Source organism: Microbacterium mcarthurae (assembly GCF_046064585.1).
GTDB lineage: Bacteria > Actinomycetota > Actinomycetes > Actinomycetales > Microbacteriaceae > Microbacterium > Microbacterium mcarthurae.
The window spans coordinates 279,920-303,109 of sequence record NZ_JAROCE010000001.1 but is presented as its reverse complement, the minus strand read 5'-3'; the positions used below and the strand labels follow the sequence as shown (position 1 = coordinate 303,109).

The window sequence follows — 23,190 nt, the reverse complement described above, 5'->3', positions numbered from 1 at the left end:
AACCCTCATGAAGAACACGCAGAAGCCCACGTCCGCTCCGGTGCACAAGTACCGTCCCTTCCACGAGCAGATTCGCGTCGACCTGCCCGACCGCACGTGGCCGGGCAAGCGCATCGAGACCGCACCCCGGTGGTGCGCCGTCGATCTGCGCGACGGCAACCAGGCCCTCATCGATCCGATGAGCCCCGAGCGCAAGCGGGTCATGTTCGACCTGCTGGTGAAGATGGGCTACAAGGAGATCGAGGTCGGCTTCCCCTCGGCGAGCCAGACCGACTTCGACTTCGTGCGGCAGCTGATCGAAGACGGCCTCATTCCCGATGACGTCACGATCCAGGTGCTGACGCAGGCTCGCGAGCACTTGATCGCCCGCACCTATGAGGCGATCGCCGGCGCGAAGCAGGCCATCGTCCACCTCTACAACTCCACGAGCGTGCTGCAGCGCGAGGTGGTCTTCCGCACCGACCAGCAGGGCATCGTCGACATCGCTCTCGAGGGTGCGCGGCTGTGCAAGAAGTACGAAGCCACGATCCCCGAGACCGAGGTCTTCTACGAGTACTCTCCCGAGAGCTACACGGGCACCGAGCTGGAGTTCGCGCTGCGGATCTGCAACGAGGTTCTGGAGGTCTTCCAGCCGACGCCCGAGCGCAAAGTCATCCTGAACCTGCCGGCCACCGTCGAGATGGCGACCCCCAACGTGTACGCCGACTCGATCGAGTGGATGTCGCGGAACCTGAACCACCGCGAGAACGTCATCCTGTCGCTGCACCCGCACAACGACCGCGGCACCGCCGTCGCCGCGGCGGAGCTGGGGTACATGGCCGGAGCCGACCGGATCGAGGGATGCCTCTTCGGCAACGGTGAGCGCACCGGAAACGTCGACCTGGTCGCCCTGGGCGTGAACCTGCTGACGCAGGGGATCGACCCGCAGATCGACTTCAGCGACATCGACCAGGTGAAGCGCACCGTCGAGTACTGCAACCAGCTGCCCGTCCCCGAGCGCAGCCCGTGGGCCGGCGACCTGGTCTTCACCGCCTTCAGCGGTTCGCATCAGGATGCCATCAAGAAGGGCTTCGAGGCCATGGAGGCCCGGGCCGCCGCCGAGGGCAAGAGCATCGACGACATCGAGTGGGCGGTTCCGTACCTGCCCGTCGACCCGAAGGACCTCGGCCGTTCGTACGAGGCCGTCATCCGCGTCAACTCCCAGTCCGGCAAGGGCGGCGTCGCGTACCTGCTGAAGGCGGACCACGCCCTCGATCTGCCGCGCAAGCTGCAGATCGAGTTCTCCGGTGTCGTGCAGGCCCGCACCGACGCCGAGGGCGGCGAGGTCTCGAGCGCCCAGATCTGGGACATCTTCACCGACGAGTACCTGCCGACTAAGGACGACGACCAGCGCTGGGGCCGCTTCGAGCTGCTGTCGACGCGCTCCTCGAGCGACATGTCGGGCGACGTCTCGCTCGAGGTGACGCTCCGCGATGGTGACGCGACCCATCCCGCGTCGGCCGTCGGCAACGGACCCGTCGCCGCGTTCCTCGAGATCGTGCGGGCGCAGGGGTTCGACGTCACGCTGTACGACTACGTCGAACACGCGCTGAGCTCGGGCGGCGACGCCCAGGCCGCGGCGTACATCGAGCTGCAGGTCGACGACCAGCGCCTGTGGGGTGTCGGCATCGACAACGACATCTCGACCGCGTCGCTCAAGGCGATCGTCTCGGGCGTGAACCGCGCGATCCGTACCCGTCAGCGCTCGGGCGCCCTCGCCGGCGTCTGAGCCGGGCGTATCCGGGCGCGAGTCGCCATGGGGTCTGCGCGCGCGGTGTACGCGCGCGCGATCTGCTCGGAGAGCAGCGCCGAATCGATGTCGGAGAGCCTCTTGATGTAGAAGCAGCCCTTACCGAGCCGAATGGGCCCCAGTTGTGCCACCCGTTCCGTTCCCCGCTGATCGTCGAGGAGACCGGGTCAGCGTAGCCACGCCCCTCGCGCGCGAGTCGCCAGGATTTGTCGCCCGAGAGCGTCTCGAGGCGACAAATTCTGGCGACTCGCGCCCCTGCCGGCGGCGCGCGCATGCGGGCGACTCACGCGTCGGGGTCGCGGATGATCGGGATGCCGGTGGTCTCCACCGCGACCTTCCGGCGGTAGAGCTTGCGCTGCTCGGGCAGGGAGAGGTCGAACAGGACGGCGAGGACGCGGATCACCGTCGTCACGATCACCCCCACCACCGCCGCCACGGGGAGCGGTGCACCGAACGCCGCTGCCGTCGCCAGGACCGCGCACCCTCCTCCGGCGGCGACCGCGTACAGAGAACCGACGTGCATGATCGCCACGGGGAGTCCCATCAGCACGTCGCGCAGCACACTCCCGCCGGCGGCGGCGAGGACGCCGACGAACACGGCGGGCACCGCGGGCAGCCCGAGCGCGAGCGCTTTCGACGTGCCGAAGGCGCCGAAGAGTCCGATGACGACGGCGTCCAGCAGAACGATCGCACGGTTCAGCCGTTGGAAGATCCCCGACAGCAGCATGCCCACGAGAGAGGCGACCGTCGCGGTGATGAGATACCAGTTGTTCTGCAGGGTCGCGGGTGTCAGCCCCAGCAGGAGGTCGCGGATGAGTCCGCCTCCCATGCCCAGCAGGATGCCGATGATCGCGACGCCGAGCAGGTCGAGGCGCCGCTGGCCCTGGAAGCCGGAGGCGAAGAGTGCACCCTGCACGCCGCCGAGGGCGACGGCGGTGAGGTCGGCCCACAGCGGGATGATGAAGACGGGCGGGTTCACGGCATCCATTCTCCCGCGGAGGTCGCAGCGCCCCGCGCGCGGCGCACCGCCGACTCCCGGGGTCGCGGGCGGATAATGGACTGTGCCCACCTACCGCGACGAAGTCGTGGTCCTGCGTACCCACAAGCTGGGGGAGGCGGACCGCATCGTCACCCTCCTCAGCCGCCGCCACGGCAAGATCCGGGCGGTCGCGAAGGGCGTCCGGCGCACGTCGTCGCGTTTCGGCTCGCGTCTCGAGCCATTCATGGTCGCAGACGTGCAGCTCTACCAGGGGCGCAACCTCGACATCGTTCAGCAGGCCGAGTCGCTGGGGGCCTACGGCGCCGACATCGCGCAGCACTACGACCGCTACACGACCGCCAGCGCGATGGTCGAGACCGCGGACCGTCTCAACGAGGCCGAGGCCACGCCGCAGCAGTACCTGCTGCTGGTCGGCGGCCTGCGTGCTCTCGCCCGTGGAGACCACGCCGCGCGCAGTGTGCTCGACTCGTACCTCCTGCGGGCGATGGCTCTGTCCGGCTGGGCACCGGGGCTCGGTGAGTGCGCGCGCTGCGGAACGGTCGGCGATCACGACTTCTTCCTGGCCCAGCTCGGCGGGGTCGTGTGTGCGGCGTGCGCACCGGCCGGGTCGCCGCGTGTCGCCCGCGACACCGTCGCCCTCCTGCGCGCGCTCATCGCGGGGGAGTGGGACGTCGTGGATGCCGCCCCCGAACGCACCACCGCGGCGGCCTCCGGCCTCGTCGCCGCGTACGCCCAGTTCCACCTGGAGCGCGGCATCCGTTCCCTCTCGCACCTGGAATCGAGTCGATGACCCCGAAGCCCTACACGCACCGCGACGCCGTCCCGTACCGCCCGCTCGATTGGACGGGGGAGTACCCGCCGAGCTTCCCGAAGGGGGCCGTACCCGAGCACGTGGCGATCGTCATGGACGGCAACGGCCGGTGGGCGAACCGCCAGGGTCTCACGCGCGTCGAGGGCCACCGCGCCGGCGAGGCGGCGCTCCTCGACGTCGTCGCGGGAGCGATCCAGGCCGGTGTGAAGCACCTGTCCGTGTACGCGTTCTCCACCGAGAACTGGTCGCGCTCGCCCGACGAGGTGCGTTTTCTCATGGGGTTCAACCGCGAGGTGCTGCACCGGCGTCGCGATCAGCTCAACGAGTGGGGCGTGCGCATCCGCTGGTCGGGACGGAAGCCGCGCCTGTGGGGGTCGGTCATCAAGGAGCTGCAGCACGCGGAGCGTCTGACCGAGGGCAACGACGTGCTGACCCTCACGATGTGCGTCAACTACGGCGGTCGAGTCGAGATCGTGGATGCCATGCGCCGCATCGGCGAAGACATCGCCGCCGGGCGCCTGAAGCCCTCCGCCGTGAGCGAGAAGCTCATTCGGCGGAACCTGTACCAGCCGGACATGCCCGACGTCGACCTGTTCGTGCGCTCCAGCGGGGAGCAGCGCACGTCGAACTTCCTCCTGTGGGAGTCGGCGTACGCCGAGATGGTGTTCCTGGACACGCTGTGGCCGGACTTCCGCCGAACGCACCTGTGGGACGCCATCGGCCTGTACCTGTCCCGCGACCGGCGCTTCGGCGGCGCGATCGACACCCCGCAGGCGGAGTCGATGCCGCCATCGGAATAGATCCCGTCCCGGAAAGGTTGCACGCGACATGACGGATGCCATCAAGATCGACGTGTGGAGCGACATCGCCTGCCCCTGGTGCTACATCGGCAAGCGCAATCTCGAGAACGGCCTGGCCGCCACCGCCGATGACGACGACGCCCCCGTCGTCGAGATCGAGTACCACTCGTTCGAGCTCTCTCCCGACACCCCCGTCGACTTCGTCGGTGGCGAGGTGGACTACCTCTCTCAGCACAAGGGCATCTCGCCGGCACAGGCGCGCGAGATGCTCGACCGCGTCACCGGGGTCGCGGCCGAGGCAGGGCTCGCTTACCGTTTCGACATCCTCCAGCACACCAACACCGTCAAGGCGCACGAGCTGCTGCATTTCGCGAAGGAGCACGGTCGACAGATCGATCTCTCGGAACGTCTGATGGCGGCGCACTTCCTCGAGGGCAAGCACGTCGGACGTGACGACGACCTCATCGAGCTCGCCGTCGAGATCGGCCTCGATGGAGACGCTGCGCGGGAGGCGCTGGCGTCCGGACGCTTCCGCGAAGCGGTGCGGGCCGATCAGGCGCAGGCGCAGGCCTACGGCATCACGGGCGTGCCGTTCTTCGTCATCGACGGGAAGTACGGCGTGAGCGGGGCACAGCCGGTCGAAGCGTTCACGCAGATCGCGCGTCAGGTGTGGAGCGAACGCCGCTCGGCTGTTGCCGAGCCCGAGGCCGCGCAGGCGTGACCCCTCCTCCCCAGCGAACCCGTTGCCGGGCCCGGCAGCACGGGACCACGAGGTCTGGGAGAATGGCACGATGACCACGGCACTGGCCCCGACGCGTTCGCTGCGCATCGGCCCCATCGAACTCGACGCCCCGGTCGTGCTCGCGCCGATGGCCGGCATCACGAACACGGCGTTCCGCCGGCTGTGCCGCGAGTACGGTGCCGGGCTGTACGTGAGTGAGATGATCACCACGCGGGCGCTCGTCGAACGCAACGACACCACGATGCGTCTCATCCGGCATCACGAGTCCGAGACCCCGCGCTCGATCCAGCTCTACGGCGTCGACCCCGCCACGGTCGAGGCGGCCGTGCGCATGATCGTCGCCGAAGACCACGCCGACCACATCGACCTGAACTTCGGCTGCCCGGTCCCGAAGGTCACGCGGCGCGGCGGCGGTGCGGCTCTCCCCTGGAAGCTGACGCTGTTCCGCCAGATCGTCGAGCGTGCCGTGCGGGCCGCGGGCGATCTGCCGCTGACGATCAAGATGCGCAAGGGCATCGACGCCGACCACCTCACGTACCTCGAGGCGGGCCGGATCGCCGAGGGCGCCGGAGTGGCATCCATCGCCCTTCACGCGCGGACGGCATCCGAGTTCTATTCGGGTCACGCGGACTGGAGCGCGATCGCGAAGCTGAAAGAGACGGTGACGAGTGTGCCCGTACTGGGCAACGGCGACATCTGGTCGGCCGGCGACGCCGTGCGCATGATGGACGAGACCGGGTGCGACGGCGTCGTCGTCGGCCGCGGATGCCTCGGCCGTCCCTGGCTGTTCGGCGACCTCGCCCGTGCACTGGGACGCCCCGGTGCTGCCACCGGCGAGCCCGTCGACGCGACGCTCGGCTTCGTCGCTCGCGCGTTCCGCCGGCACGCGGAGTTGCTGGTGGAGTTCTTCGAGGACGAGGGGCGCGGATGCCGCGACATCCGCAAGCACGTCGCCTGGTACTTCAAGGGCTACCCGGTCGGTGGTGAGCTGCGGGCCAGCCTGGCCACCGCCTCGACCCTGACCGAGATCGACGACCTGCTCGCGACCATGGAGCTCGACGCCCCCTACCCGGGCGAGGCAGCGGAAGGGCAGCGGGGTCGCGCCGGTTCGCCCAAGCGTCCCGCGCTGCCGGACGGCTGGCTCGACTCGCGGGAGATCGGCGACGACGCCGGTCGTGCCCTCGCTGACGCGGAGCTCCACCACAGTGGCGGGTGAGGTTGCGGTGAGCGTCGCGCGCCCGTCGGGGTACGACGACGTCGACGCCGCCCGCTTCCATGAAGAGCGACACCGCTCCCTGCGCGACGACTTCGCTCGCGACCGCGCCCGCGTGTTGCACTCGGCGGCCCTCCGCCGTCTCGCTGCCAAGACACAGGTCCTGAGCCCGGCGAGCCCCGCCGACTTCGCGCGCAACCGTCTGACGCACTCTCTCGAGGTGGCGCAGGTGGGGCGCGAGTTGGCGACCGCCCTCGAGCTGTCGCCCGACGTCGTCGACACCGCGTGCCTCAGCCACGACCTCGGTCATCCGCCCTTCGGTCACAACGGTGAGCGCGCGCTCAACGAGTGGGCCGAAGACATCGGGGGCTTCGAGGGCAACGCGCAGACCCTCCGCATCCTGACGCGTCTCGAGCCGAAGGTCATCGGCCCCGATGGCCGCCCTTTCGGGCTGAACCTCACCCGGGCGAGCCTGGATGCCACGTGCAAGTACCCGTGGACCGCCGACGCGCCCCTTCCCGATCCGGGCGGACGCCTCAAGTTCGGTGTCTACCCCGACGACGAGCCGGTGTTCCACTGGATGCGCGACGGCGCCCCGGGGCGCGTCCGCTGCATCGAGGCCGAGGTCATGGACCTCTCGGACGACATCGCGTACTCGGTCCACGACTTCGAGGACGCGGTCGTCAACCGCTACATCGACCCGGCGCGTCTGACTTCCCCGGCCGGGCACGAGTCGCTTCTCACCGCGATCCAGACGTGGGTCGGCTACGACTTCTCGCGCGACGAACTCGCCGACGCGCTGTACCGCCTCATGCGGCTGCCCGAGTGGATCGACTCCTTCGACGGATCCCGGCCCGCGCTCGCGCGGCTGAAGAACCTGACCTCGGATCTCATCGGACGCTTCGCGCGCGCCGCCACGACTGCGACGCGCGATGCGTATGCGGTGCGTGACCTCACGCGCTACCGCGCGCACGTGGTGGTTCCCCGGGTCGTCGAAGCCGAGATGGCGGTTCTGAAGGGCATCATCGGCGCGACCGTGGTCTCCATCGACGGCCGCAAAGCGCTCTACCGCGAGCAGCGACGCGTCCTCAAGCGGTTGGCATCCGCCCTGTGGGAGAACCCCGACGCGCTCGATGCGCTGCACGCCCCCGACTTCGCCGCGGCCGAGGACGACACCGCCCGGCGCCGCGTGATCGTCGATCAGGTGGCGAGCCTCACCGATCAGCTCGCCATCGCCTGGCACGGCCGGCTCGTGGGCGACGTGGATGCCGCCGAGCTCGGCGTCTGGGCCCCGGGCGCGCGTGGGCCGCGGGGAGCGGATGCCTGATGCCCGGGCGCATCCGGCAGACCGACATCGACGAGGTCAAGGCGCGGGTCAACATCGCCGACGTCGTCGGTGAGCGCGTCGCTCTGAAGCCCGCGGGTGTCGGGTCGATGAAGGGCCTGTGCCCCTTCCACGATGAGCGCAGCCCGAGCTTCCACGTGAGGCCGCAGGTCGGCTACTACCACTGCTTCGGCTGCGGTGAGTCCGGGGACGTGTACTCGTTCCTGCGCGCGATGGACCACGTGTCGTTCACGGAGGCGGTCGAGCGGATGGCCGCCCGCGTGGGCTACACGCTGCACTACGAGGACGGCGGGGCCGCTCCGGAGACGACCGGCCGCTCGCGCCTGTATGCGGCGAACGCCGCCGCCGCAGAGTACTTCCGGGCGCAGCTGATGTCGCCCGAAGCCGACACGGCTCGCCGCTTCCTCGGCGATCGCGGTTTTGACGCGGGCGCGGCCGCGCACTTCGGGGTGGGGTACGCGCCCAAGGGCTGGTCCTCGCTCATGGATCATCTCCTCGCGCAGAAGTTCACACGTGACGAGCTGCTCCAGTCAGGGCTCGTCTCCCAGGGCCAGCGCGGAGTGTACGACCGCTTCCGGGGCCGCCTCGTCTGGCCCATCCGCGACGTGACCGGCCAGGTCATCGGATTCGGCGCACGCAAGCTGTACGACGACGACCAGGGCCCCAAATACCTCAACACCCCCGAAACGCCGATCTACAAGAAGGCGCAGGTGCTGTACGGTCTCGACCTCGCCAAGCGCGACATCTCGCGCGAGCACCGTGTCGTCGTCGTCGAGGGCTACACCGACGTCATGGCCTGTCACCTCGCGGGCGTCACCACCGCCATCGCCTCGTGCGGCACCGCCTTCGGCAGCGACCACATCACGGTCCTGCGACGCGTCATGGGTGATGACAGCGCCTCAGGGGAGGTCGTGTTCACCTTCGATCCGGATGCCGCGGGGCAGAAGGCGGCGCTGCGCGCCTTCGCCGACGAGAAGCGTTTCGCCGCGCAGACGTACGTCGCGGTCGCGCCCGAGGGGCTCGATCCGTGCGACCTCCGCCTTCAGCGCGGGGACGGCGCGGTACGGGCGCTCATGGACGCCAAGGCGCCCATGTTCGAGTTCGTCATCGATCAGCGTCTGAAGGACTTCAATCTGTCGAGCGTGGAAGGCCGCGCGGGCGCTCTCCGCGCCGCGGCCCCCATCGTCGCCGACATCCGCGACCCGGCGCTGCGCCCCGGGTACGTCCGCGTCCTGGCCCGTCGCCTGGGCCTGGACATCCCCGAGGTGCAGGGCGCGGTCGAGCGCGCGGCTCGAGGTGCCGACCGAGCCGAGAAGCGCGAGGCGCAACGCGGCGCAAGCGCCGAACCCGTCGCCGCCGTCGCCCCGTCGGTCACGCTCGCGTCCTTGCCGAACACCCGGGACGTCGCGCTCGAACGGGGCGCGATGATGGCGTTCCTGCAGTACGGCCACCGCATCGAGGCCGACCTCTTCCTCCGTGCCCTGCAGACCCCCTTCGGCCACCCCGCCCTCGAGGCGGTGCGGAGCTCGCTGGCATCCACGGATCTGTCCCAGCCGGGCTGGGCCGTCACCGCCGTCGAAGCGGTGCGCGAACCGTTCCGCACCTTGGCGGCCGAGTTGCTGACCGCCGAGTTCCCGGCCCGTAGCGAGGAGGGCGCGGTCGCGTCGGCGAACGATCTGGCGCGAGGACTCCTGATCCGCGAACTGCAGCGCGAGAAGGACGAGTTGCTGCGCGGCATCCAACGCGTGCCGGCGGACTCCGAGGACGGCCGCCGTCTGCGTCTGCGCCTGCGCGAACTGGATGCCGATCGGCAACGCCTGACCGACTCCTGACGCGTTGCGGCTGGCATCCGGGACGCACCTCGGGGAGGATGTCAGCATGCCCCGGTCCCTCGACACCGCTGTCGCCATCCGCGCCGATGACCTCTCGCTCGCCCGCAACGGCGTCCGGGTGATCGACGGTGTCACTCTGACCCTCGCCGCGGCTCGCAGCCTCGTCGTGATGGGTCCGACCGGGTCGGGGAAGACGTCGCTCGCCTCGCTTCTCGCGGGCCGTCCCGACGAAGGGCTCGCGGTGGTTGGGGGAGACGCGCGCGTGCACGGCATTTCTGCACGCCACCCCGGGCGGGCGGTGCGCGAGTGGACGTTCCACACCGGCTACCTGCCGCAGGGCGCCGGCGCGAACCTGCCGGCCCGCTTGACCGTCTCTGAGGTCATCTCCGAGCCGATCACCGCGCGCGATCGCCGCGTCAACGCGCGGGCTCTCGCCGTCCGGGTCGCGACACTGCTCGACGAGATGGAGTTGCCGCTCGGGACCGCTCCGAAGTACCCGTACGAACTCAGCGCCGGCATGCGTCAGCGCGTCGCGGTGGCGCGATCGCTGGTGCTCGAGCCGCGTCTGCTCGTCGCCGACGACCTGTACGCGAACCTCGATGTCGAGGTGCGGGCGGCCGTGCGCACGGCCATCGTGCGCCGCCGTGAGGAACGGGGGATGGCGGCGTTCGTGGTGACGAATGACGCCGACGCGCCGCGCGATCTGGAAGCCGATGTGCTCGTTCTGCGCGGCGGTCACGTGGTGGCGTTCGGTCCGAGCACGGAAGAGCTGCAATGGACTCCCGGCGGCGCGCCCGACCGACGGATTTCCGCCGGCTGATTTTTCCGCCGCGCCACGGTGCTGTTAGTATCGTCTGGTTGCCCGCCGGTAGGGGGGCATGATCCTCGGTAGCTCAATTGGCAGAGCAATCGGCTGTTAACCGATAGGTTCTTGGTTCGAGTCCAAGCCGGGGAGCGAGAGACCCGCGTCCATCTAACGCGGCTCTCACCTAGGCCCGGGCTTCCACCCCGGGCCTTACCTTTTTCTTGCACGAAGGCCCGGCGCGCTGCGCCGGGCCTTCGTCGCGTGTTCGTCGATCACGGCCGGGAACCGCGACGGCCAAAGGGGGCGACCGCTTACGCGATCACCCCCTCCGGTCACGGACCGTCCGCGTGGAGGATCAGGCGCGCTGACCCCGTCGGCGGATGGCCACGATGGCCCCGCCGAGCACCATCAGGACACCGATCGCGACAGCCCCGAGCGGCACCGTTCCACCGGTGCTGGCGAGCGCGTCCGCCGACCCGCGCGACGGCGGCAGGGGACCGGTCGCCGTTCCGGGGAGCGGCGTTGTGCCGGGGCCCGTTCCCGGCGTAGTGCCGGGGCCGGTGCCCGGGTCGGTACCGGGGCCGGTGCCCGGGTCCGTACCGGGGCCGGTGCCCGGGTCGGTACCGGGGTCGGTGCCCGGGTCGGTCACCTCGGCGACCAACTCGGCGACGCCCCACCGTGCGGTGGTCTGGTAGCCGGTCCCGGTCGGGTCTGCCCAGGTCTTGACCGAGAACCGCCCCTCGGGTCGACCATCGTTCACCTGGAAGTCGATGCCGTGCACCGTGTCGAGGCCGCCGAGCGGGACGTTGCTCTGTCCCCCCGACTGACCGACCAGGTCGATCGCGACTTCCACGCGGTACCCGTCGGCGGTGCGCGCCGTCGCACTCGCCGTCACCCGTGCCTCCTGGACCGCGGTGTTCCCCGAACCGAAGGACAGCACGTTGTCGGCCGAGATGCGGATCTGCGTGTCGTTCGGGCCGTAGCTCCCCGCCTTGGTGTTCCCGAGGTTGAGGAACAGCTCGACGCTGTCCTGCTGCCACGGGTCGCTCCCCGACAGGTCGATCACGGGGTCGGTCACCTCGAACAGGGCGTACAGCGTGTTGCCCTGCCACAGCGTCCGGACCTCGGCGCTGGCCCCGTCGGCCGACCCCTCGACCGTGCGAGCGGTGGTCGCCACGGCGGCGTCGGCGTAGGCGGCATCCACCTCACCGTCCACGGTCGGCGCCGCGAGCTCGGGCACCGGCAGGAACGACAGCGGCTCGAGGAAGGAGAGCCGCCCGGTGGCGCCGGGGGAGTTCCACGCACCGACGACCTGATCGTCGGTCAGCAGCCGCACATCGAAGTCGGCCCCCTGTCCCGCCTGCACGCCCGAGTGCGGCAGGTGGGCCAGGGTGTAGGTGACACCCTCGACGACCGTCTGCGCCCCCGGCACCGATCCCGCAGCGTCCGGAGCGTAGAAGTACTCCTGGTCTCCGTACGTGAACGCCACCCGGTCGGGCGTCGCCGACGACCGCACGATCACGGCGAGGTGATCGGCGTTCCACCGGGACTGCCACCCCCCGGCGTTCTCGGTCAGCGGGTGGAAGGGCAGGTTGCGCCACTCCGGAGCCTCGGTGAACTCGGCATCGGCTTCCACATCGCCTTCGAACACGTTCGCGGTCGTGATCAACGCGGGCAGCCCCTCGCCGTCGTCGATCGCGCCGTAGTAGGCCGGCTTCGGCTGCAACCCGCCCGTGAACAACAGGGGCTGCTGCTCCGCGCGCCACGATCGCGTGTCCGTGAGGCCCCACACCGTGGCCGAGAAGATCTTCTCCGCCGCCGGAGCCGACGCGTGGTAGTCGCGCAGCAGGGCGAACACATCGCGGTAGAAGTACCCCTGACGCACCCGGTTGGGGTCGTCAGCGGGGTTGATCGTCACATCGAGCTCCGTCACCGCCTGCATCAGACCGAGTCCCTCGAACCGCTCGAGAGCTCCGCGCAGGGCGGCGATCGGCGTGTTGATCGAGGTGTGGAACTGGTGTCCCACGCCGTCGATCGGCACGTTCGCATCCAGCAGACGCTTCACGAGGGCTTCGTACTGCGCCCCCTTCGCGTCGATCTCGGTGTTGTAGTCGTTGATGAACAGCTTGACCGGACGGTCGGTGCCGGGCGCCGCGTACTCCTCGTTGAAGGCGTCGTCGGCGTACTGGAACGCCAGCCGGATGAACTCCTCGCCCAGCACCTGGTACCAGCGACTCGTGCGCAGCCCGTCCGGGGTGGCCTGGTCGGAGATGACCTCGTTGACCACGTCCCACGCGATGAGCGGGTTCGTGTCCGACCCGTAGGGTCCGTAGTCGTCCGCGATGGATGCCGCGACATCGAAGATGTGCGTCCGCAGGCGCTCGCGCAGCAGTTGCTTGTCGGCATCCGACGTCGTCAGCTCGCGCCCCGAATCGTCCTGGAAGAACCACGCCGGGGTCTGCGAGTGCCAGACCAGCACGTGCCCGTACAGCCCGATGTCCTCCGCCTGCGCGAAGTCGAGCAGGGCTGTCGCTTCGGCGTTCCGCGCGAACTGTCCCGGCCCGGTGTACCAGGCCTCGACCTTCATGTGGTTCTCGGGGGTGATCTGGTTGTAGTGGTGCAGCAGCAACTGCGCGGCCGCACCGGTCGTCTCGCGCGAGTCGATGGCCACCCCGAGCGGGAAGTCGACCGTGTCCTTCACCGGGGTGAGGCTGGTGTCGACCTGCGCGTCCTCGGGAACCGAGATCCGCACCTGATCCACCAGGAACGTCGAGGTGTTGCCGCTGTTGTAGCGGGCCTCGATGTAGATCTCCGCGGCCGAATCGTAGGTCGGCACGGTGAACTCGCCGCGCACGGTGGTCCACCCGCTGGCGGTCGCGTTCTCGATCTGAAGAAGGTTGGCGAAGTTCTGCGTACCGCCGGAGACGGTGCGTGCCGAGAGCGTGAGCCCCTGACCCGTCGCGGCTCCGGGCGCGAAACGCACGGCAGCGCTCACGGCGTAGGTCGCGCCGGGTTCGAGGATGCCGACGATGCTGCGCTGAATGCCGTCGCCCTCGTGCGTGCGCTCAGCGACCTGGGCGGCGGACGGTGTGTCATCCGCGCCGCCGTCGACGACGGTCACCTGCGGGTCGGAGGTGTCCGATCCGGCCCGGGCCGACCAGCCGTCGAGATCTCCCGAATCGAAGTCCGTGTCGATGAGGACATCGCCGGGCTGCGGCGCCCCGCCGGTGCCATCGTCGGCAACTCCGACAGGAAGGGTGAACGTCCACCCCTCGGCGAGGCGCTCGGTCACGACCGTCTCCACCGCGGCGAGCGATCCGCTGCGGTCGCCGCCACCGTCGTGCACCAGCACCACCTGTCCCGCCGTGATCGCGGAGCGGAGATTCGCCGTGAGCGTCGCGACGTCCTGGGTCTGCCAGTCGTCGATGGTGTTGACCACCGCGAGGGGCTGCATCCCGAGCGAGACCGCAGCCTCGGGGGTGTTGCCCCACGAACCGTTCGGAGCGCGGAAGAACGGCACGGGGTAGTCCGCGTCACCCAGCGCGGAGCGGATGATGGTGAGGTTCTCCGCCATGCGGGTCGCGGCCTGGTCCTGCGTCAGTGAACCCATGTCGTCGTAGGTCGTCGAGTGGTTGCACAGCACGTGTCCCTCGGCGACGATGCGCCGGAGCAGGTCGGCGCCACCGGGAGCGGTGATGTTCTGGCCGATGACGCAGAACACCGCGCGGATGTCGTTCTCGGCGAGGAAGTCCAGCAGCGCGGGCGTCGTGCCGGCGTTCGGGCCGTCGTCGAAGGTGAGAGCGGCGACGTTGCCGGTGCCCTGGGCCGCCGAAGCGGGGGTCGCGGTGGGATCAACAGCACCGCCCGGTGCCACGTCGGGGACTTCTCCGCCACCGGACGCGGCAGCGGTGGTCACGACGATGTCGTCGACGTAGTAGGTGAACGCGGGCGTTTCCGCGATGTCGGAGGTGCCGATGTACGCCTGCAACCCCGAGATGTCGCCGTCCGGGGCTGTGAACGACCCGGAGATCGTGGTCCACCCCGTCGCCGTCACGCTGGTGTTGCCGATCCAGGTGTAGGCCGGCTTCATGACCACGCGGGCGCTGGTGTCCGGCGTGCCCGGTGCCAGGCGCACCCGCAGGGAGAAGTCGTAGGTCGTGCCGGCTTCGTAGATACCGGTCGGGCTCTGGATGCCGACGTAGTCGGCGTCGCGGTCGGCGACCTCGAGCACCTTCTCACCGTCGAGGTCGATCACGGTCAGGGTGTCGTCGGTCCCACCGCTGCGGGTCCAGGTACCGGTCGTTCCGTCTTCGAAGTCGACGGAGGTGATGACGGTCGGGGCGGCGACCGCGGGCGCGGCTCCACCGAAAACGAGGGCTCCTACGGCGGCGAGGGAGACCAGAGGGGATAGGCGTCGATGCACGAGCGCTCCTTTGCGCAGTTGGTTGTGGCGAACAACTTATGCGCGAGGAGGGGGGTCTCCGGCCGTCCGGTTACGCAACCGTTACGAAACCAAAGCGAAAGTTCCGTGGGTGCGCTCCCATCTCACGGCCGTGCGCACCCCGTCGATCATCAGCGCGGGGGAGCGGTGCTGCCGCGCTCCACGAGGTGCGTGGCCAGATCGACCCGCGGGACGACGTCACCCGAGCTTCGCGTCGCGGCGTCGAGCACCATCCGCGTGGCCTCGGCTCCCATTCGTCGCAGCGGTTGGTGGATCGTCGTGAGGGCCGGGCTCACCCAGCGCGCGGGGGCGATGTCGTCGTAGCCCACCACGGACAGATCGTCCGGGAGTCGCATGCCCCGCTCCCGGGCCGCGTCGTAGACCCCCAGCGCCTGCAGATCGTTCCCGGCGAAGATCGCGGTCGGCGCGTCATCCAGGGCCAGCAGTTCGCGCGCCGCATCGCGTCCCCCTTCGACGTAGAACGTGCCGAAGCGCACCCAGCGCGGATCGACCTCCAGGCCCGCGCTGGCCATGGCGGAGCGGTAGCCGTCGACGCGCGCGAGCGAGCACAGCATGTCGCCGGGCCCGGTGATCGCCGCGATCCTGCGGTGCCCGAGCTCGATGAGGTGCCTCGTCGCGGCGAGACCCCCGGCCCAGTTGGCCGAGCCCACGGAGGGGATGTCTGCCGGCGGGTCACCCGCCGAGTCGACGATGACGAGAGGGATGCCACGCGTGGCCAGACGCAACCGCTGACGGTCGACCAGGGCCGAAGCCACCAGCACGATGCCCGCCGGACGGCGCCGGAGGGCGCCCTCCAGCCAGTCCTCACCGAGCGCGTGCGCCCCGCCGCTCTCCGAGACGACGACCGCGAGACCACGCTGTTTCGCCACTTCCTCGACCCCCGCGATGATCTCCATCGACCAGCTCGCCTCGAACTCGTGGAACACCAGCTCGATCAGGTCGCCCCGCGGTTTCTCGCCCACGGGGCGCCGCGTGTAGCCCCGCGCGGTGAGCAGGGCGTCCACGCGCGCACGCGTCGCGGGGGAGATGTCGGCGTGCCCGTTGAGCACTTTGGAGATCGTCGCCACGGAGACCCCGGCCTCGGCGGCGATGTCGGCAAGACGGATGCGAGACCCGTCGGCGGCAGCACTCATGCCGCGATCGTACCGCGCTTCCAGCGAAACTTTCGGAAGCGGCGAGGGATGGATCCCGGTGGCGCGTTGGGCCGGCACCAGCGCCCGAGAAGCACTCGGCGTGGCGTCACCCCAGGCCGGGAGTGTCCTCGTCCACGCCCTCCATGCGCTGCTCCTCGGCCTCGGCGGGGTCCGCCTCGATGTCGGGCACGATCGACGTGTCGTCTTGATCGGTCTCCTGCGAAGCCGGATCCGCGATGGGGGTCTGCTCTCTGTCGTTCATGACCACAGGGCATCAGCACCTCGGCCGGGGCGTCACTGCCATTGACAACCCCCGCACCCGCCGCCCCACCCGCGCCGTCGGCCTGACAGGCTGGGGGCATGCCATCCGGACCCGATCCCCGCGCGTACGATCTCCATGCGCTCCGCGACAGAGTGCTTCCGGAGCGGGAGGGTCGTGTCGACGACAGCATTCCGCAGCTCGAGGACGCCGATCCCGACCTGTGCGCGATCGCGCTCGCCCTCCCCGACGGCGAGGTGCGGTCGAGCGCACAGGGGGATGCGCCGTTCAGCCTGCAGTCTGCGGTGAAACCCTTCCTGTTCGCCCTCGCGTTGCTCGACACCGACGGCGAGGCTCTCGATCGCGTGGGGATCGAGCCGACCGGCGAGGCCTTCGACGCCATCAAGCTCGAGAGCGGAACCGGGCGTCCGCCGAACCCCATGGTGAACGCGGGCGCGCTGCTCACGGCCTCGCTCGTCGACGGATCGGACGCCGAGGCGCGCGCCGACCGCATCGCGCGCGGGCTCGCGGCCTTCGCCGGGCGCGACCTCGAGGTCGACGAGGACATCGCCCACAACGAGCACCTGCTCGGCGATCGGAACCACGCCCTCGCCCACCTGATGCGGGCCGAGGGGAGCATGTCGGTGGGCGCCGATGAGGCGGTCGCCGTGTACGCACGGTCGTGCGCGACGCTCGTGGATGCCGAGACCCTGGCCGTCATGGGGGCGACGCTCGCGGGCGCCGGCGTCAACCCTCGCACCGGTGAGCGTGCCGTTCCTGCCCGCGTCGCACGCGACGTCGTGTCGGTCATGGCGACGTGCGGCGTCTACGACGGGTCCGGGAGGTGGATGAGGGCGGTCGGCATCCCCGCCAAGTCGAGCGTGTCGGGCGCCATCGTCCTCGCCGCTCGCGGAGCTCTCGGGGCGGCCGTCGTCAGCCCACCCCTGGACGCGCAGGGGACGAGCGTGCGAGGGCGCATCGTCAGCGAACGGTTGAGCGAAGACCTCGGTCTGCACAGCTTCGCGGAGCGCTGACCTACCGGCCCGGGGCCGCGCGGCGTCGTGGGAACGGTTCCACTAGGCTCGGGTCGGCCGCGCCGGACGGCCCGAGAGGAAGCCCGAGCCGTGCCCACCCCGAGCCGCACCCGCCTGGATCTACAGGGCCTCCGGGCGGTGGCCGTTCTCGGCGTCGTCGCCAGTCACCTCACCGGGTGGCCCACGGGGGGCTTCACCGGCGTGGACGTGTTCTTCGTCCTGTCGGGCTTCCTCGTGACCGGCCTCCTGCTGCGGGACGCGCGCGAGACCGGCGCCATCGATCTGCGTGCGTTTTTCGCCCGGCGCGTCCGGCGCCTTCTGCCCGCGGCGTCGCTGGTGTTGGCATCGGTGGTCGCCGTCGCGTTCCTCGTCTTTCACCGCGCCCGCGCCGAGCAGACTCTCGGGGACGCGCTCTCGGCGCTCGGTCTCGTCTCCAACTGGCGCTTCGCATTCGAGGGTCGGAACTACTTCTCCTCGGATGACGTGTCGCCCCTGCAGCATTTCTGGTCGCTGTCGATCGAGGAACAGTTCTCACTCGCGTGGCCCCTGCTCCTGGTGACGGCGATCGCCCTCGTTCCCGCAGCGGCACGTCGCGGACGCCTCGTACGGGGGATGGTCGCGATCATGGCCGGGGGCATCGCGGTGGCATCGGCGCTCGCGGCCGTTCACCTCACCGCGGAGGATCCCACCGGCGCGTACTTCTCGACGCCGGCGCGTGTCGGCGAGCTCGCTGTCGGCGCGGTCCTCGCGGCGATGGCTCCGGTTCTCGGACGGATGCCGGCTGCTCTGCGGGTCACGTCCGCGTGGGCGGGCGTGGGCCTGATCGCTGCAGCGGTCGTCCTCATCGATCCCGCCTCGCCGTTCCCCGCCCCGTGGGCGGCTCTGCCCGTGACGGGCGCCGCACTGGTGATCGCCGGCGGTGTGGGCGGCGATCCGCGCCACCGGCACCTGTTCCCCTTGACGAACCCGCTGAGCGTGGCCGTGGGCGACGTCTCCTATTCCCTGTACCTCTGGCATCTGCCGGTGATCGTCTTCGCCGGTGTCGTGCTTCCCCCCGGACCCGCCTGGATGCCGATCGTGCTCCTCATCACGGCGGTGCTCACCGTCGCGACGTACCTCTGTGTCGAGCAGCCGATCCACCGCTCGCCCTGGCTGGAGCGTCGACAGGCCACACGAGAAGATGCCGGTGATGCGCCCTCGACGCCGCTCGCGAAGCAGCCCGAGGCCGCTCCGGCGGCAACCGAGCGGCCGGCGGCCGTGGCATCCCGGCCCGCCGGATGGGTGCCCGGTCAGCGCTACTACCCGGGTTCGCGCCCGCGGCCCGCGACCGGCGCGGGGACGCGCGGCACGGAGACATTCTCGGCGGCGCCGCGTGCGGCTTCGGTCGAGAAGCAGACCGTCCTCTCTGCCGCCCCGCTCCTCGTCGCCGTCGCCGCCGAGTCCACCGCCCCTCCCGCGCCCGGGAGCCACGACCGCTCACCCGATCCACGCCCCACGACGTGGGGCGCCTGGCGCGAGCGATACGCCGGACGCATGGGCTGGGGCGCCGCGGTGCTGACGATCGGCGCGGGCGCCACCGTGCTGAGCGTCTTCGCCGCGTACGGCGCGCCCACGCTCCCGCTCCCCGGAACCAAGGTCGTCGCTTCGGCCGACCCCGCCGAGATCGCCGAGGCGCTGCCGACGCTGCAGGCCGAACTGGCGGCGGCCGTGAGCGCCACCCGCTGGCCGGAGCTGCGCCCGGGCCTCGATGAGGTCATCCGCGAGTCGTCGTCCGACAACCGCGCTCACGACTGCTTCACCCCCGACATCGCTCCCGACGCAGGACGGTGCACGTTCGGCGACCCTGCGGCCCCGCGTCACGTGTACCTCGTCGGCGACTCCAGCGCCATGGCGTACGCACCGACCCTCGCGGCCCTCGCGGAACGCAGCGGCGGGACGTGGCGCGCCACGACGGTCGGGATGTACGGATGCCGGTTCACCGACGTCGCGGTCGAGAGTCGCGATCCCGCGGTCGCGGGGGCGTGCGAGCCGCGCAAGGAGCAGGTGCGGACCATGATCGCCGCGGACCCCGCCGATCTGGTCATCGTCTCCAACGCGTTCACGCTCGGCCGCTCGGTCGACGGCGAGACCCTCGACGCACCGCGCCTCGCGGCAGCGACCTTCGCGGAGGTCGGGCCCTGGGCGCCTCCGGGACGGACGGTCTTCCTGTCGCCCCCGCCCCACGGGGCGGATCTGAACCGCTGCTACTCGCCGGTCACCGGTCCGTCCGCGTGCCTTGCCGCTGTCGACGACGTGTGGACGCAGATGGAAGCGGCCGCCGAGGCGGAGGCATCCGCCACCGGCAACACCGCGATCAGCGCCCTCCCGTTCACGTGCTGGGAGAACGTCTGCCCGGCCTTCGCCGGCGACACGCCGGTGCGATACGACGAGACGCACCTGACCCCGGCGTTCGCCGAACGGCTGGCCCCCGTCCTGCAGCGGGAGCTGCAGGACCGAGGCTTGTACTAGCGCGGCTCACGCCTCGATGTCGTCCACTCCCGGCATCCACGCCGCGCCGGGCTTGCCCCACTTGCGCTTCCGCGCGATCTTCGCGACGACCCGGCTGTCTTCCTCGTCGAGGCGATCGATGTAGAGCACACCGTCGAGGTGGTCGAACTCGTGCTGGAGGATGCGGGCACGCCACCCCGTGACTTCGATACGGACGGGCTCCCCATCGAGATCGACGCCGGTCAGCAGCGCCGCGTCGGACCGGCGAAGAGGGAACCGTTCGCCCGGGAAGGACAGGCATCCCTCGGACTCCTCATCGGGGTCGGGGTAGCCCGGTTCGAGCGGGCGGATCCACAGCTCGGGGTTGATGACCACTCCGCGCCACGGCGCGCCCTCGTCGTCTTCGTAGGAGTACGTGAAGATCCGCAGACCCACCCCGACCTGGGGTGCGGCAATGCCCACGCCGGGGGCGGCGTCCATGGTCTCGAACATGTCGGCGACCAGCGAGCGGATGTCGTCGGTGATCTCGGCGACGGGGGAAGCGGGGGCGTGCAGCACGGGATCGCCCATGATGCGGATAGGGAGAACGGCCACGTCTCCAGCCTAAGCGGGGAGGCGGCGGCTATCGTCGGAGGGTGATCCCGCTCGATGTCTCCCTCACCGACGGTATCGACCAGCTCGTCGGTGTCTTCCGCGATCCTCGCATTCTGCTCGGGATCCCGTTGGCGCTGCTCGGCGCGGTGTTCATGTCGTTCGGTGCTCAGTATCAGCACCGCGGCGTGCAGAAGGTCGAGCGGTTGTCGGGCAAGACGACCGGCGGGCTCTCGCGGTCGCAGGTCACGTCGCTGCTGACCCGCCCGTCCTGGGTCGCCGGAACGATCATGCTGGGGTTGGCCATCGTCTGCCAGCTCGCGGCGCTCTCGGTAGCGCCGCTGATCCTCGTGCAGCCCCTGGGCGCGATCGCCCTTGTCATCACGACCGTGCTCAACGCGCGGGTGTCGCGCCACAAGCCGACGCGCCAGTCGCTCATCGCGATCGCCGCGTGCGTCGGCGGCATCTTCATCTTCGTGACGATCGCGGCGCTGTTCGCCACCGAGCAGATCGTCACCTCGCGCGAGCTGCTCATCATCCTCGGCATCCTGGCCGTGGTGGTCGTGGTCTTCGCGGTCTTCTGGCTGGTCGTCCGCCGCGCCCAGGCGTTGTTCTACATCATGGCCGCGGGCGTCATCTACGGCTTCGTCGCGACGCTCGCCAAGGTGATCATCAGCCGCATCCAAGCGGGCAACTTCGAGTGGCTGACGCTGCTGTGCGTCGTGGCGCTGCTGGGCGCCGTGGCCGTCGGCGCCTACTTCGTGCAGACGGCCTACTCGGTGGGCCCGCCCGACCTGGTCATCGCCGGTCTCACGGTCATCGACCCGATCGTGGCCGTGCTCATCGGCCTGTCGGTACTCGGAGAGGCGTCGACCGCTCCGGTGTGGGCGCTGATCGGCTTCGCGATCGCCGGCGCCATCGCCACGTGGGGCGTCATCCAGCTGACGCGCCACCACCCCCAGCTCACCGCCGACGGCAAGCCGAAGAAGCCCCGGGTGCACTGACCCGCGCCGCTTCGCGCCGGGCCGGGTTCGTCCGCCCAGCGCCTACGTTCGGGTGCCTTCGGCCGGCCGGAACGCCCACGCGCCCGGAATGGATGCCGGTAAGCTCGGACGCATCGAGGGGCGGTGGCCAAGCTGGTCAAGGCAGCGGGCTCATAACCCGACGATCGTGGGTTCAAGTCCCACCCGCCCTACGGCAGAGGCCCCGACATCGCCGCGATGTGGGGGCCTTCCGCTGTCACCGGGGCGGCGGCGGGCGATGCGGGAACAGTCGCCTCGACGGCGACGTTTCCTCGGGCGGCGCCTCACGACCTTCGGGGCCCACGGTGCGAGCGGAGCGACGATGATCTACAGAGACCCCCACGACGAGGATGCACAGCCGATATGCCCGTCGTGCGGCGTGACGATGCATCCTCTGCTCGACGAGGGCATCGGGGCCGATGAGTGCCGCGAGTGCGGCTTCCGGCTCGAGTGGCCTGAAGCGGCCGGTGCCGATGACGGCGACGACGACCGGTGGGCCTTCTAGGCAGCACGTCACGCACCACGCCGAAGGGCCCGGCGCCTCCCGGCACCGAGCCCTCACCTCCCAGCATCCGCGTCAGGACGCGGCGTGCTCCGACATGGCGGCGCGGATCTCCGCCGCAGCGGATGCCACGTCCTCGGCGCTGTAGATCGCGCTTCCGGCCACGGCGACGCGGGCGCCCGACTCCTGCACGGCCCGGACGGTGCGCGCGGTGATCCCGCCCGCGACCGAGAAGTCGACCCCGGATGCCTCGCCGTCGCGCAGCAGCGTCTCGAACGTGAAGCCGTCCTCCGCCTGCTCATCGAGACCCGCGTGCATCTCCACGAACTCGGCACCGAGGGCGGTGACCTCCTTCGCCCGCGCGACCTTGTCGGAGACGCCGATGAGGTCGACGACAACCCCCTTTCCGTGCGCCGTCGCAGCCTTCACCGCTCCGGCGATGGTGCTGTCACCGGCGACGCCGAGCACGGTCACGAGATCGGCCCCCGCCTGGAAGGCCATGTCGGCCTCGAGCTCACCGGCATCCATCGTCTTGAGGTCGGCGAACACGATCTTGTCGGGGTGAGCCTCCTTGATCGCGGTGATGGCCGAGAGCCCCGCGCTCTTGATGAGCGGGGTTCCCAGTTCCAGGACGTCGACGTGGGGCGCGGCTTTGCCCGCAAGGTCGAGGGCGTGCTCGATGGTCAGTGTGTCCATGGCGAACTGAAGCTGCATGGGGTGTCCTTTCGGTGGGTGGGCGCCGGATCTTCGGCGCGGGTCATTCGAGGGCGCGGGTCACTCGAGGTTGGCGTGGCGGGGCCAGAGGTCGTCGGCGGAGCGGCCGCTGCGCTGCCACAGTGTGTGGAAGAGGGCATCGCCGAGGATCGCCACCGCCTGCTCGAACAGGCTTCCCGCGTATTGAGCGGATGCCGTGCCCGAGCGATCCGTTTTCGTCGCCGCCGGGATGACCAGGGTCGTCTCGGCGATGTCGGATAGGGGCGCCTCGGCCGTCGTCGAGATCGCGAGCACGCGCGCGCCGACATCGGCAGCCGTTCGGGCCGCTTGCACGATCCCGCCGGTGGTGCCCGAGCCACTGGCCACGAGGAGCACGTCGCCGCGACGGATCGCCGGCGTCGTGACCTCGCCGACGACGTGGACCCGCAGCCCGAGATGCATGAGCCGCATCGCCGTCGAGCGCAGCGCCAGTCCGGATCTCCCCGCCCCGTGCACGAAGACGCGCTCGGCGTCGCTCAGAAGTCTGAGCGCGCTCTCGAACGGCTGCGGGTCGGCCTGCCGCAGCGCGGCGGTGACGTCGCGGAGTTCGCGGTCGATCGTGCCGAGGGCGTCGGCGACGGTGAGGGAAGCCATACGTCGATCGTCCCCG

The 23,190-nt window shown here is 70.3% G+C and carries 19 protein-coding genes and 2 tRNA genes; 14 read left to right on the top strand and 7 right to left on the bottom strand.

All coding sequences use genetic code 11. The features are described 5' to 3' along the window. The first annotated feature begins 7 nt into the window (after positions 1-7). On the top strand, positions 8-1,768 hold the full coding sequence (gene leuA, locus P5G46_RS01460) for a 2-isopropylmalate synthase (RefSeq protein ID WP_408904823.1): 1,761 nt from the start codon (positions 8-10) through the stop codon (positions 1,766-1,768). A gap of 304 nt (positions 1,769-2,072) precedes the next feature. On the opposite strand, the gene P5G46_RS01455 is transcribed toward leuA, so the two are convergent. Beyond that, positions 2,073-2,768: a trimeric intracellular cation channel family protein gene (locus P5G46_RS01455; RefSeq protein ID WP_239275350.1), complete on the bottom strand. Its 696-nt coding sequence runs from the start codon at positions 2,766-2,768 to the stop codon at positions 2,073-2,075. 82 nt (positions 2,769-2,850) lie between these two features. Between P5G46_RS01455 and recO the strand changes: the two genes are divergently transcribed. From recO to P5G46_RS01415, 8 genes are all read left to right on the top strand, one after another. Beyond that, positions 2,851-3,579: a DNA repair protein RecO gene (gene recO, locus P5G46_RS01450; RefSeq protein WP_408904822.1), complete on the top strand. Its 729-nt coding sequence runs from the start codon at positions 2,851-2,853 to the stop codon at positions 3,577-3,579. After that, a complete protein-coding gene (locus P5G46_RS01445) occupies positions 3,576-4,400 on the top strand; it encodes an isoprenyl transferase (RefSeq protein ID WP_239275346.1) in 825 nt (274 codons plus the stop codon). Before recO ends, P5G46_RS01445 begins: the two co-directional genes overlap by 4 nt. Positions 4,401-4,428: 28 nt before the next feature. Continuing rightward, positions 4,429-5,121, top strand: coding sequence for a DsbA family oxidoreductase (locus P5G46_RS01440; protein WP_239275344.1), 693 nt, complete (start codon positions 4,429-4,431; stop codon positions 5,119-5,121). Positions 5,122-5,191: 70 nt separating this feature from the next. Continuing rightward, a complete protein-coding gene (dusB, locus tag P5G46_RS01435) occupies positions 5,192-6,358 on the top strand; it encodes a tRNA dihydrouridine synthase DusB (protein WP_408904821.1) in 1,167 nt (388 codons plus the stop codon). Positions 6,359-6,365: 7 nt separating this feature from the next. Then, positions 6,366-7,682, top strand: coding sequence for a deoxyguanosinetriphosphate triphosphohydrolase (locus tag P5G46_RS01430; protein ID WP_408904820.1), 1,317 nt, complete (start codon positions 6,366-6,368; stop codon positions 7,680-7,682). Then, complete coding sequence (gene dnaG / locus P5G46_RS01425) at positions 7,682-9,532, top strand: DNA primase (RefSeq protein WP_408904819.1); 1,851 nt, start codon at positions 7,682-7,684, stop codon at positions 9,530-9,532. The genes P5G46_RS01430 and dnaG overlap by 1 nt, the downstream gene beginning before the upstream one ends. Before the next feature lie 46 nt (positions 9,533-9,578). Next, complete coding sequence (locus tag P5G46_RS01420) at positions 9,579-10,352, top strand: ATP-binding cassette domain-containing protein (RefSeq protein WP_239275341.1); 774 nt, start codon at positions 9,579-9,581, stop codon at positions 10,350-10,352. A gap of 62 nt (positions 10,353-10,414) precedes the next feature. Continuing rightward, positions 10,415-10,487 (top strand) — tRNA-Asn (locus tag P5G46_RS01415). 205 nt (positions 10,488-10,692) lie between these two features. On the opposite strand, the gene P5G46_RS01410 is transcribed toward P5G46_RS01415, so the two are convergent. From P5G46_RS01410 to P5G46_RS01400, 3 genes are all read right to left on the bottom strand, one after another. Beyond that, the gene (locus P5G46_RS01410) at positions 10,693-14,760 is read right to left on the bottom strand and encodes an endo-1,4-beta-xylanase (protein ID WP_408904818.1); all 4,068 of its coding nucleotides are present in this window, start codon (positions 14,758-14,760) and stop codon (positions 10,693-10,695) included. Positions 14,761-14,909: 149 nt separating this feature from the next. Next, the gene (locus P5G46_RS01405; RefSeq protein WP_408904817.1) at positions 14,910-15,932 is read right to left on the bottom strand and encodes a LacI family DNA-binding transcriptional regulator; all 1,023 of its coding nucleotides are present in this window, start codon (positions 15,930-15,932) and stop codon (positions 14,910-14,912) included. 106 nt (positions 15,933-16,038) lie between these two features. After that, the gene (locus tag P5G46_RS01400) at positions 16,039-16,194 is read right to left on the bottom strand and encodes a hypothetical protein (RefSeq protein ID WP_239275338.1); all 156 of its coding nucleotides are present in this window, start codon (positions 16,192-16,194) and stop codon (positions 16,039-16,041) included. A gap of 98 nt (positions 16,195-16,292) precedes the next feature. Here P5G46_RS01400 and glsA point away from each other — a divergent pair, with 98 nt between their 5' ends. Continuing rightward, on the top strand, positions 16,293-17,225 hold the full coding sequence (glsA, locus tag P5G46_RS01395) for a glutaminase A (RefSeq protein ID WP_408904816.1): 933 nt from the start codon (positions 16,293-16,295) through the stop codon (positions 17,223-17,225). A 90-nt stretch (positions 17,226-17,315) separates the two neighbouring features. After that, positions 17,316-19,733: an acyltransferase family protein gene (locus tag P5G46_RS01390; protein ID WP_408904815.1), complete on the top strand. Its 2,418-nt coding sequence runs from the start codon at positions 17,316-17,318 to the stop codon at positions 19,731-19,733. 6 nt (positions 19,734-19,739) lie between these two features. On the opposite strand, the gene def is transcribed toward P5G46_RS01390, so the two are convergent. Beyond that, entirely contained in the window at positions 19,740-20,306 is a 567-nt protein-coding gene (def, locus tag P5G46_RS01385) for a peptide deformylase (RefSeq protein ID WP_408904814.1), read from the bottom strand. A gap of 41 nt (positions 20,307-20,347) precedes the next feature. Between def and P5G46_RS01380 the strand changes: the two genes are divergently transcribed. The 3 genes from P5G46_RS01380 (at position 20,348) to P5G46_RS01370 (ending at position 21,830) form a co-directional block, all read left to right on the top strand. Continuing rightward, complete coding sequence (locus P5G46_RS01380; RefSeq protein WP_408904813.1) at positions 20,348-21,307, top strand: DMT family transporter; 960 nt, start codon at positions 20,348-20,350, stop codon at positions 21,305-21,307. Positions 21,308-21,424: 117 nt separating this feature from the next. Further along, positions 21,425-21,498: transfer RNA gene (locus tag P5G46_RS01375), tRNA-Ile, on the top strand. Between the two features lie 149 nt (positions 21,499-21,647). Beyond that, positions 21,648-21,830 carry a zf-TFIIB domain-containing protein gene (locus tag P5G46_RS01370; RefSeq protein WP_239275333.1) on the top strand — a complete coding sequence of 61 codons (183 nt, stop codon included), beginning with the start codon at positions 21,648-21,650 and terminating at the stop codon, positions 21,828-21,830. 72 nt (positions 21,831-21,902) lie between these two features. Here P5G46_RS01370 and hxlA read toward each other — a convergent pair whose 3' ends face one another. Both hxlA and hxlB read right to left on the bottom strand, forming a co-directional pair. Next, positions 21,903-22,541 carry a 3-hexulose-6-phosphate synthase gene (gene hxlA / locus P5G46_RS01365; RefSeq protein ID WP_239275332.1) on the bottom strand — a complete coding sequence of 213 codons (639 nt, stop codon included), beginning with the start codon at positions 22,539-22,541 and terminating at the stop codon, positions 21,903-21,905. A gap of 60 nt (positions 22,542-22,601) precedes the next feature. Continuing rightward, entirely contained in the window at positions 22,602-23,174 is a 573-nt protein-coding gene (gene hxlB, locus P5G46_RS01360) for a 6-phospho-3-hexuloisomerase (RefSeq protein ID WP_239275330.1), read from the bottom strand. Between the last annotated feature and the right edge of the window lie 16 nt (positions 23,175-23,190).

Bases quoted from the DNA above. Each gene is read 5' to 3' on its own strand.
- leuA (WP_408904823.1), top strand. From the start codon at position 8: ATGAAGAACACGCAGAAGCCCACGTCCGCTCCGGTGCACAAGTACCGT.
- P5G46_RS01445 (WP_239275346.1), top strand. From the start codon at position 3,576: ATGACCCCGAAGCCCTACACGCACCGCGACGCCGTCCCGTACCGCCCG.
- P5G46_RS01440 (WP_239275344.1), top strand. From the start codon at position 4,429: ATGACGGATGCCATCAAGATCGACGTGTGGAGCGACATCGCCTGCCCC.
- dusB (WP_408904821.1), top strand. From the start codon at position 5,192: ATGACCACGGCACTGGCCCCGACGCGTTCGCTGCGCATCGGCCCCATC.
- dnaG (WP_408904819.1), top strand. From the start codon at position 7,682: ATGCCCGGGCGCATCCGGCAGACCGACATCGACGAGGTCAAGGCGCGG.
- P5G46_RS01420 (WP_239275341.1), top strand. From the start codon at position 9,579: ATGCCCCGGTCCCTCGACACCGCTGTCGCCATCCGCGCCGATGACCTC.
- P5G46_RS01405 (WP_408904817.1), bottom strand. From the start codon at position 15,932: ATGAGTGCTGCCGCCGACGGGTCTCGCATCCGTCTTGCCGACATCGCC.
- P5G46_RS01400 (WP_239275338.1), bottom strand. From the start codon at position 16,194: ATGAACGACAGAGAGCAGACCCCCATCGCGGATCCGGCTTCGCAGGAG.
- glsA (WP_408904816.1), top strand. From the start codon at position 16,293: ATGCCATCCGGACCCGATCCCCGCGCGTACGATCTCCATGCGCTCCGC.
- P5G46_RS01370 (WP_239275333.1), top strand. From the start codon at position 21,648: ATGATCTACAGAGACCCCCACGACGAGGATGCACAGCCGATATGCCCG.
- hxlA (WP_239275332.1), bottom strand. From the start codon at position 22,541: ATGCAGCTTCAGTTCGCCATGGACACACTGACCATCGAGCACGCCCTC.
- hxlB (WP_239275330.1), bottom strand. From the start codon at position 23,174: ATGGCTTCCCTCACCGTCGCCGACGCCCTCGGCACGATCGACCGCGAA.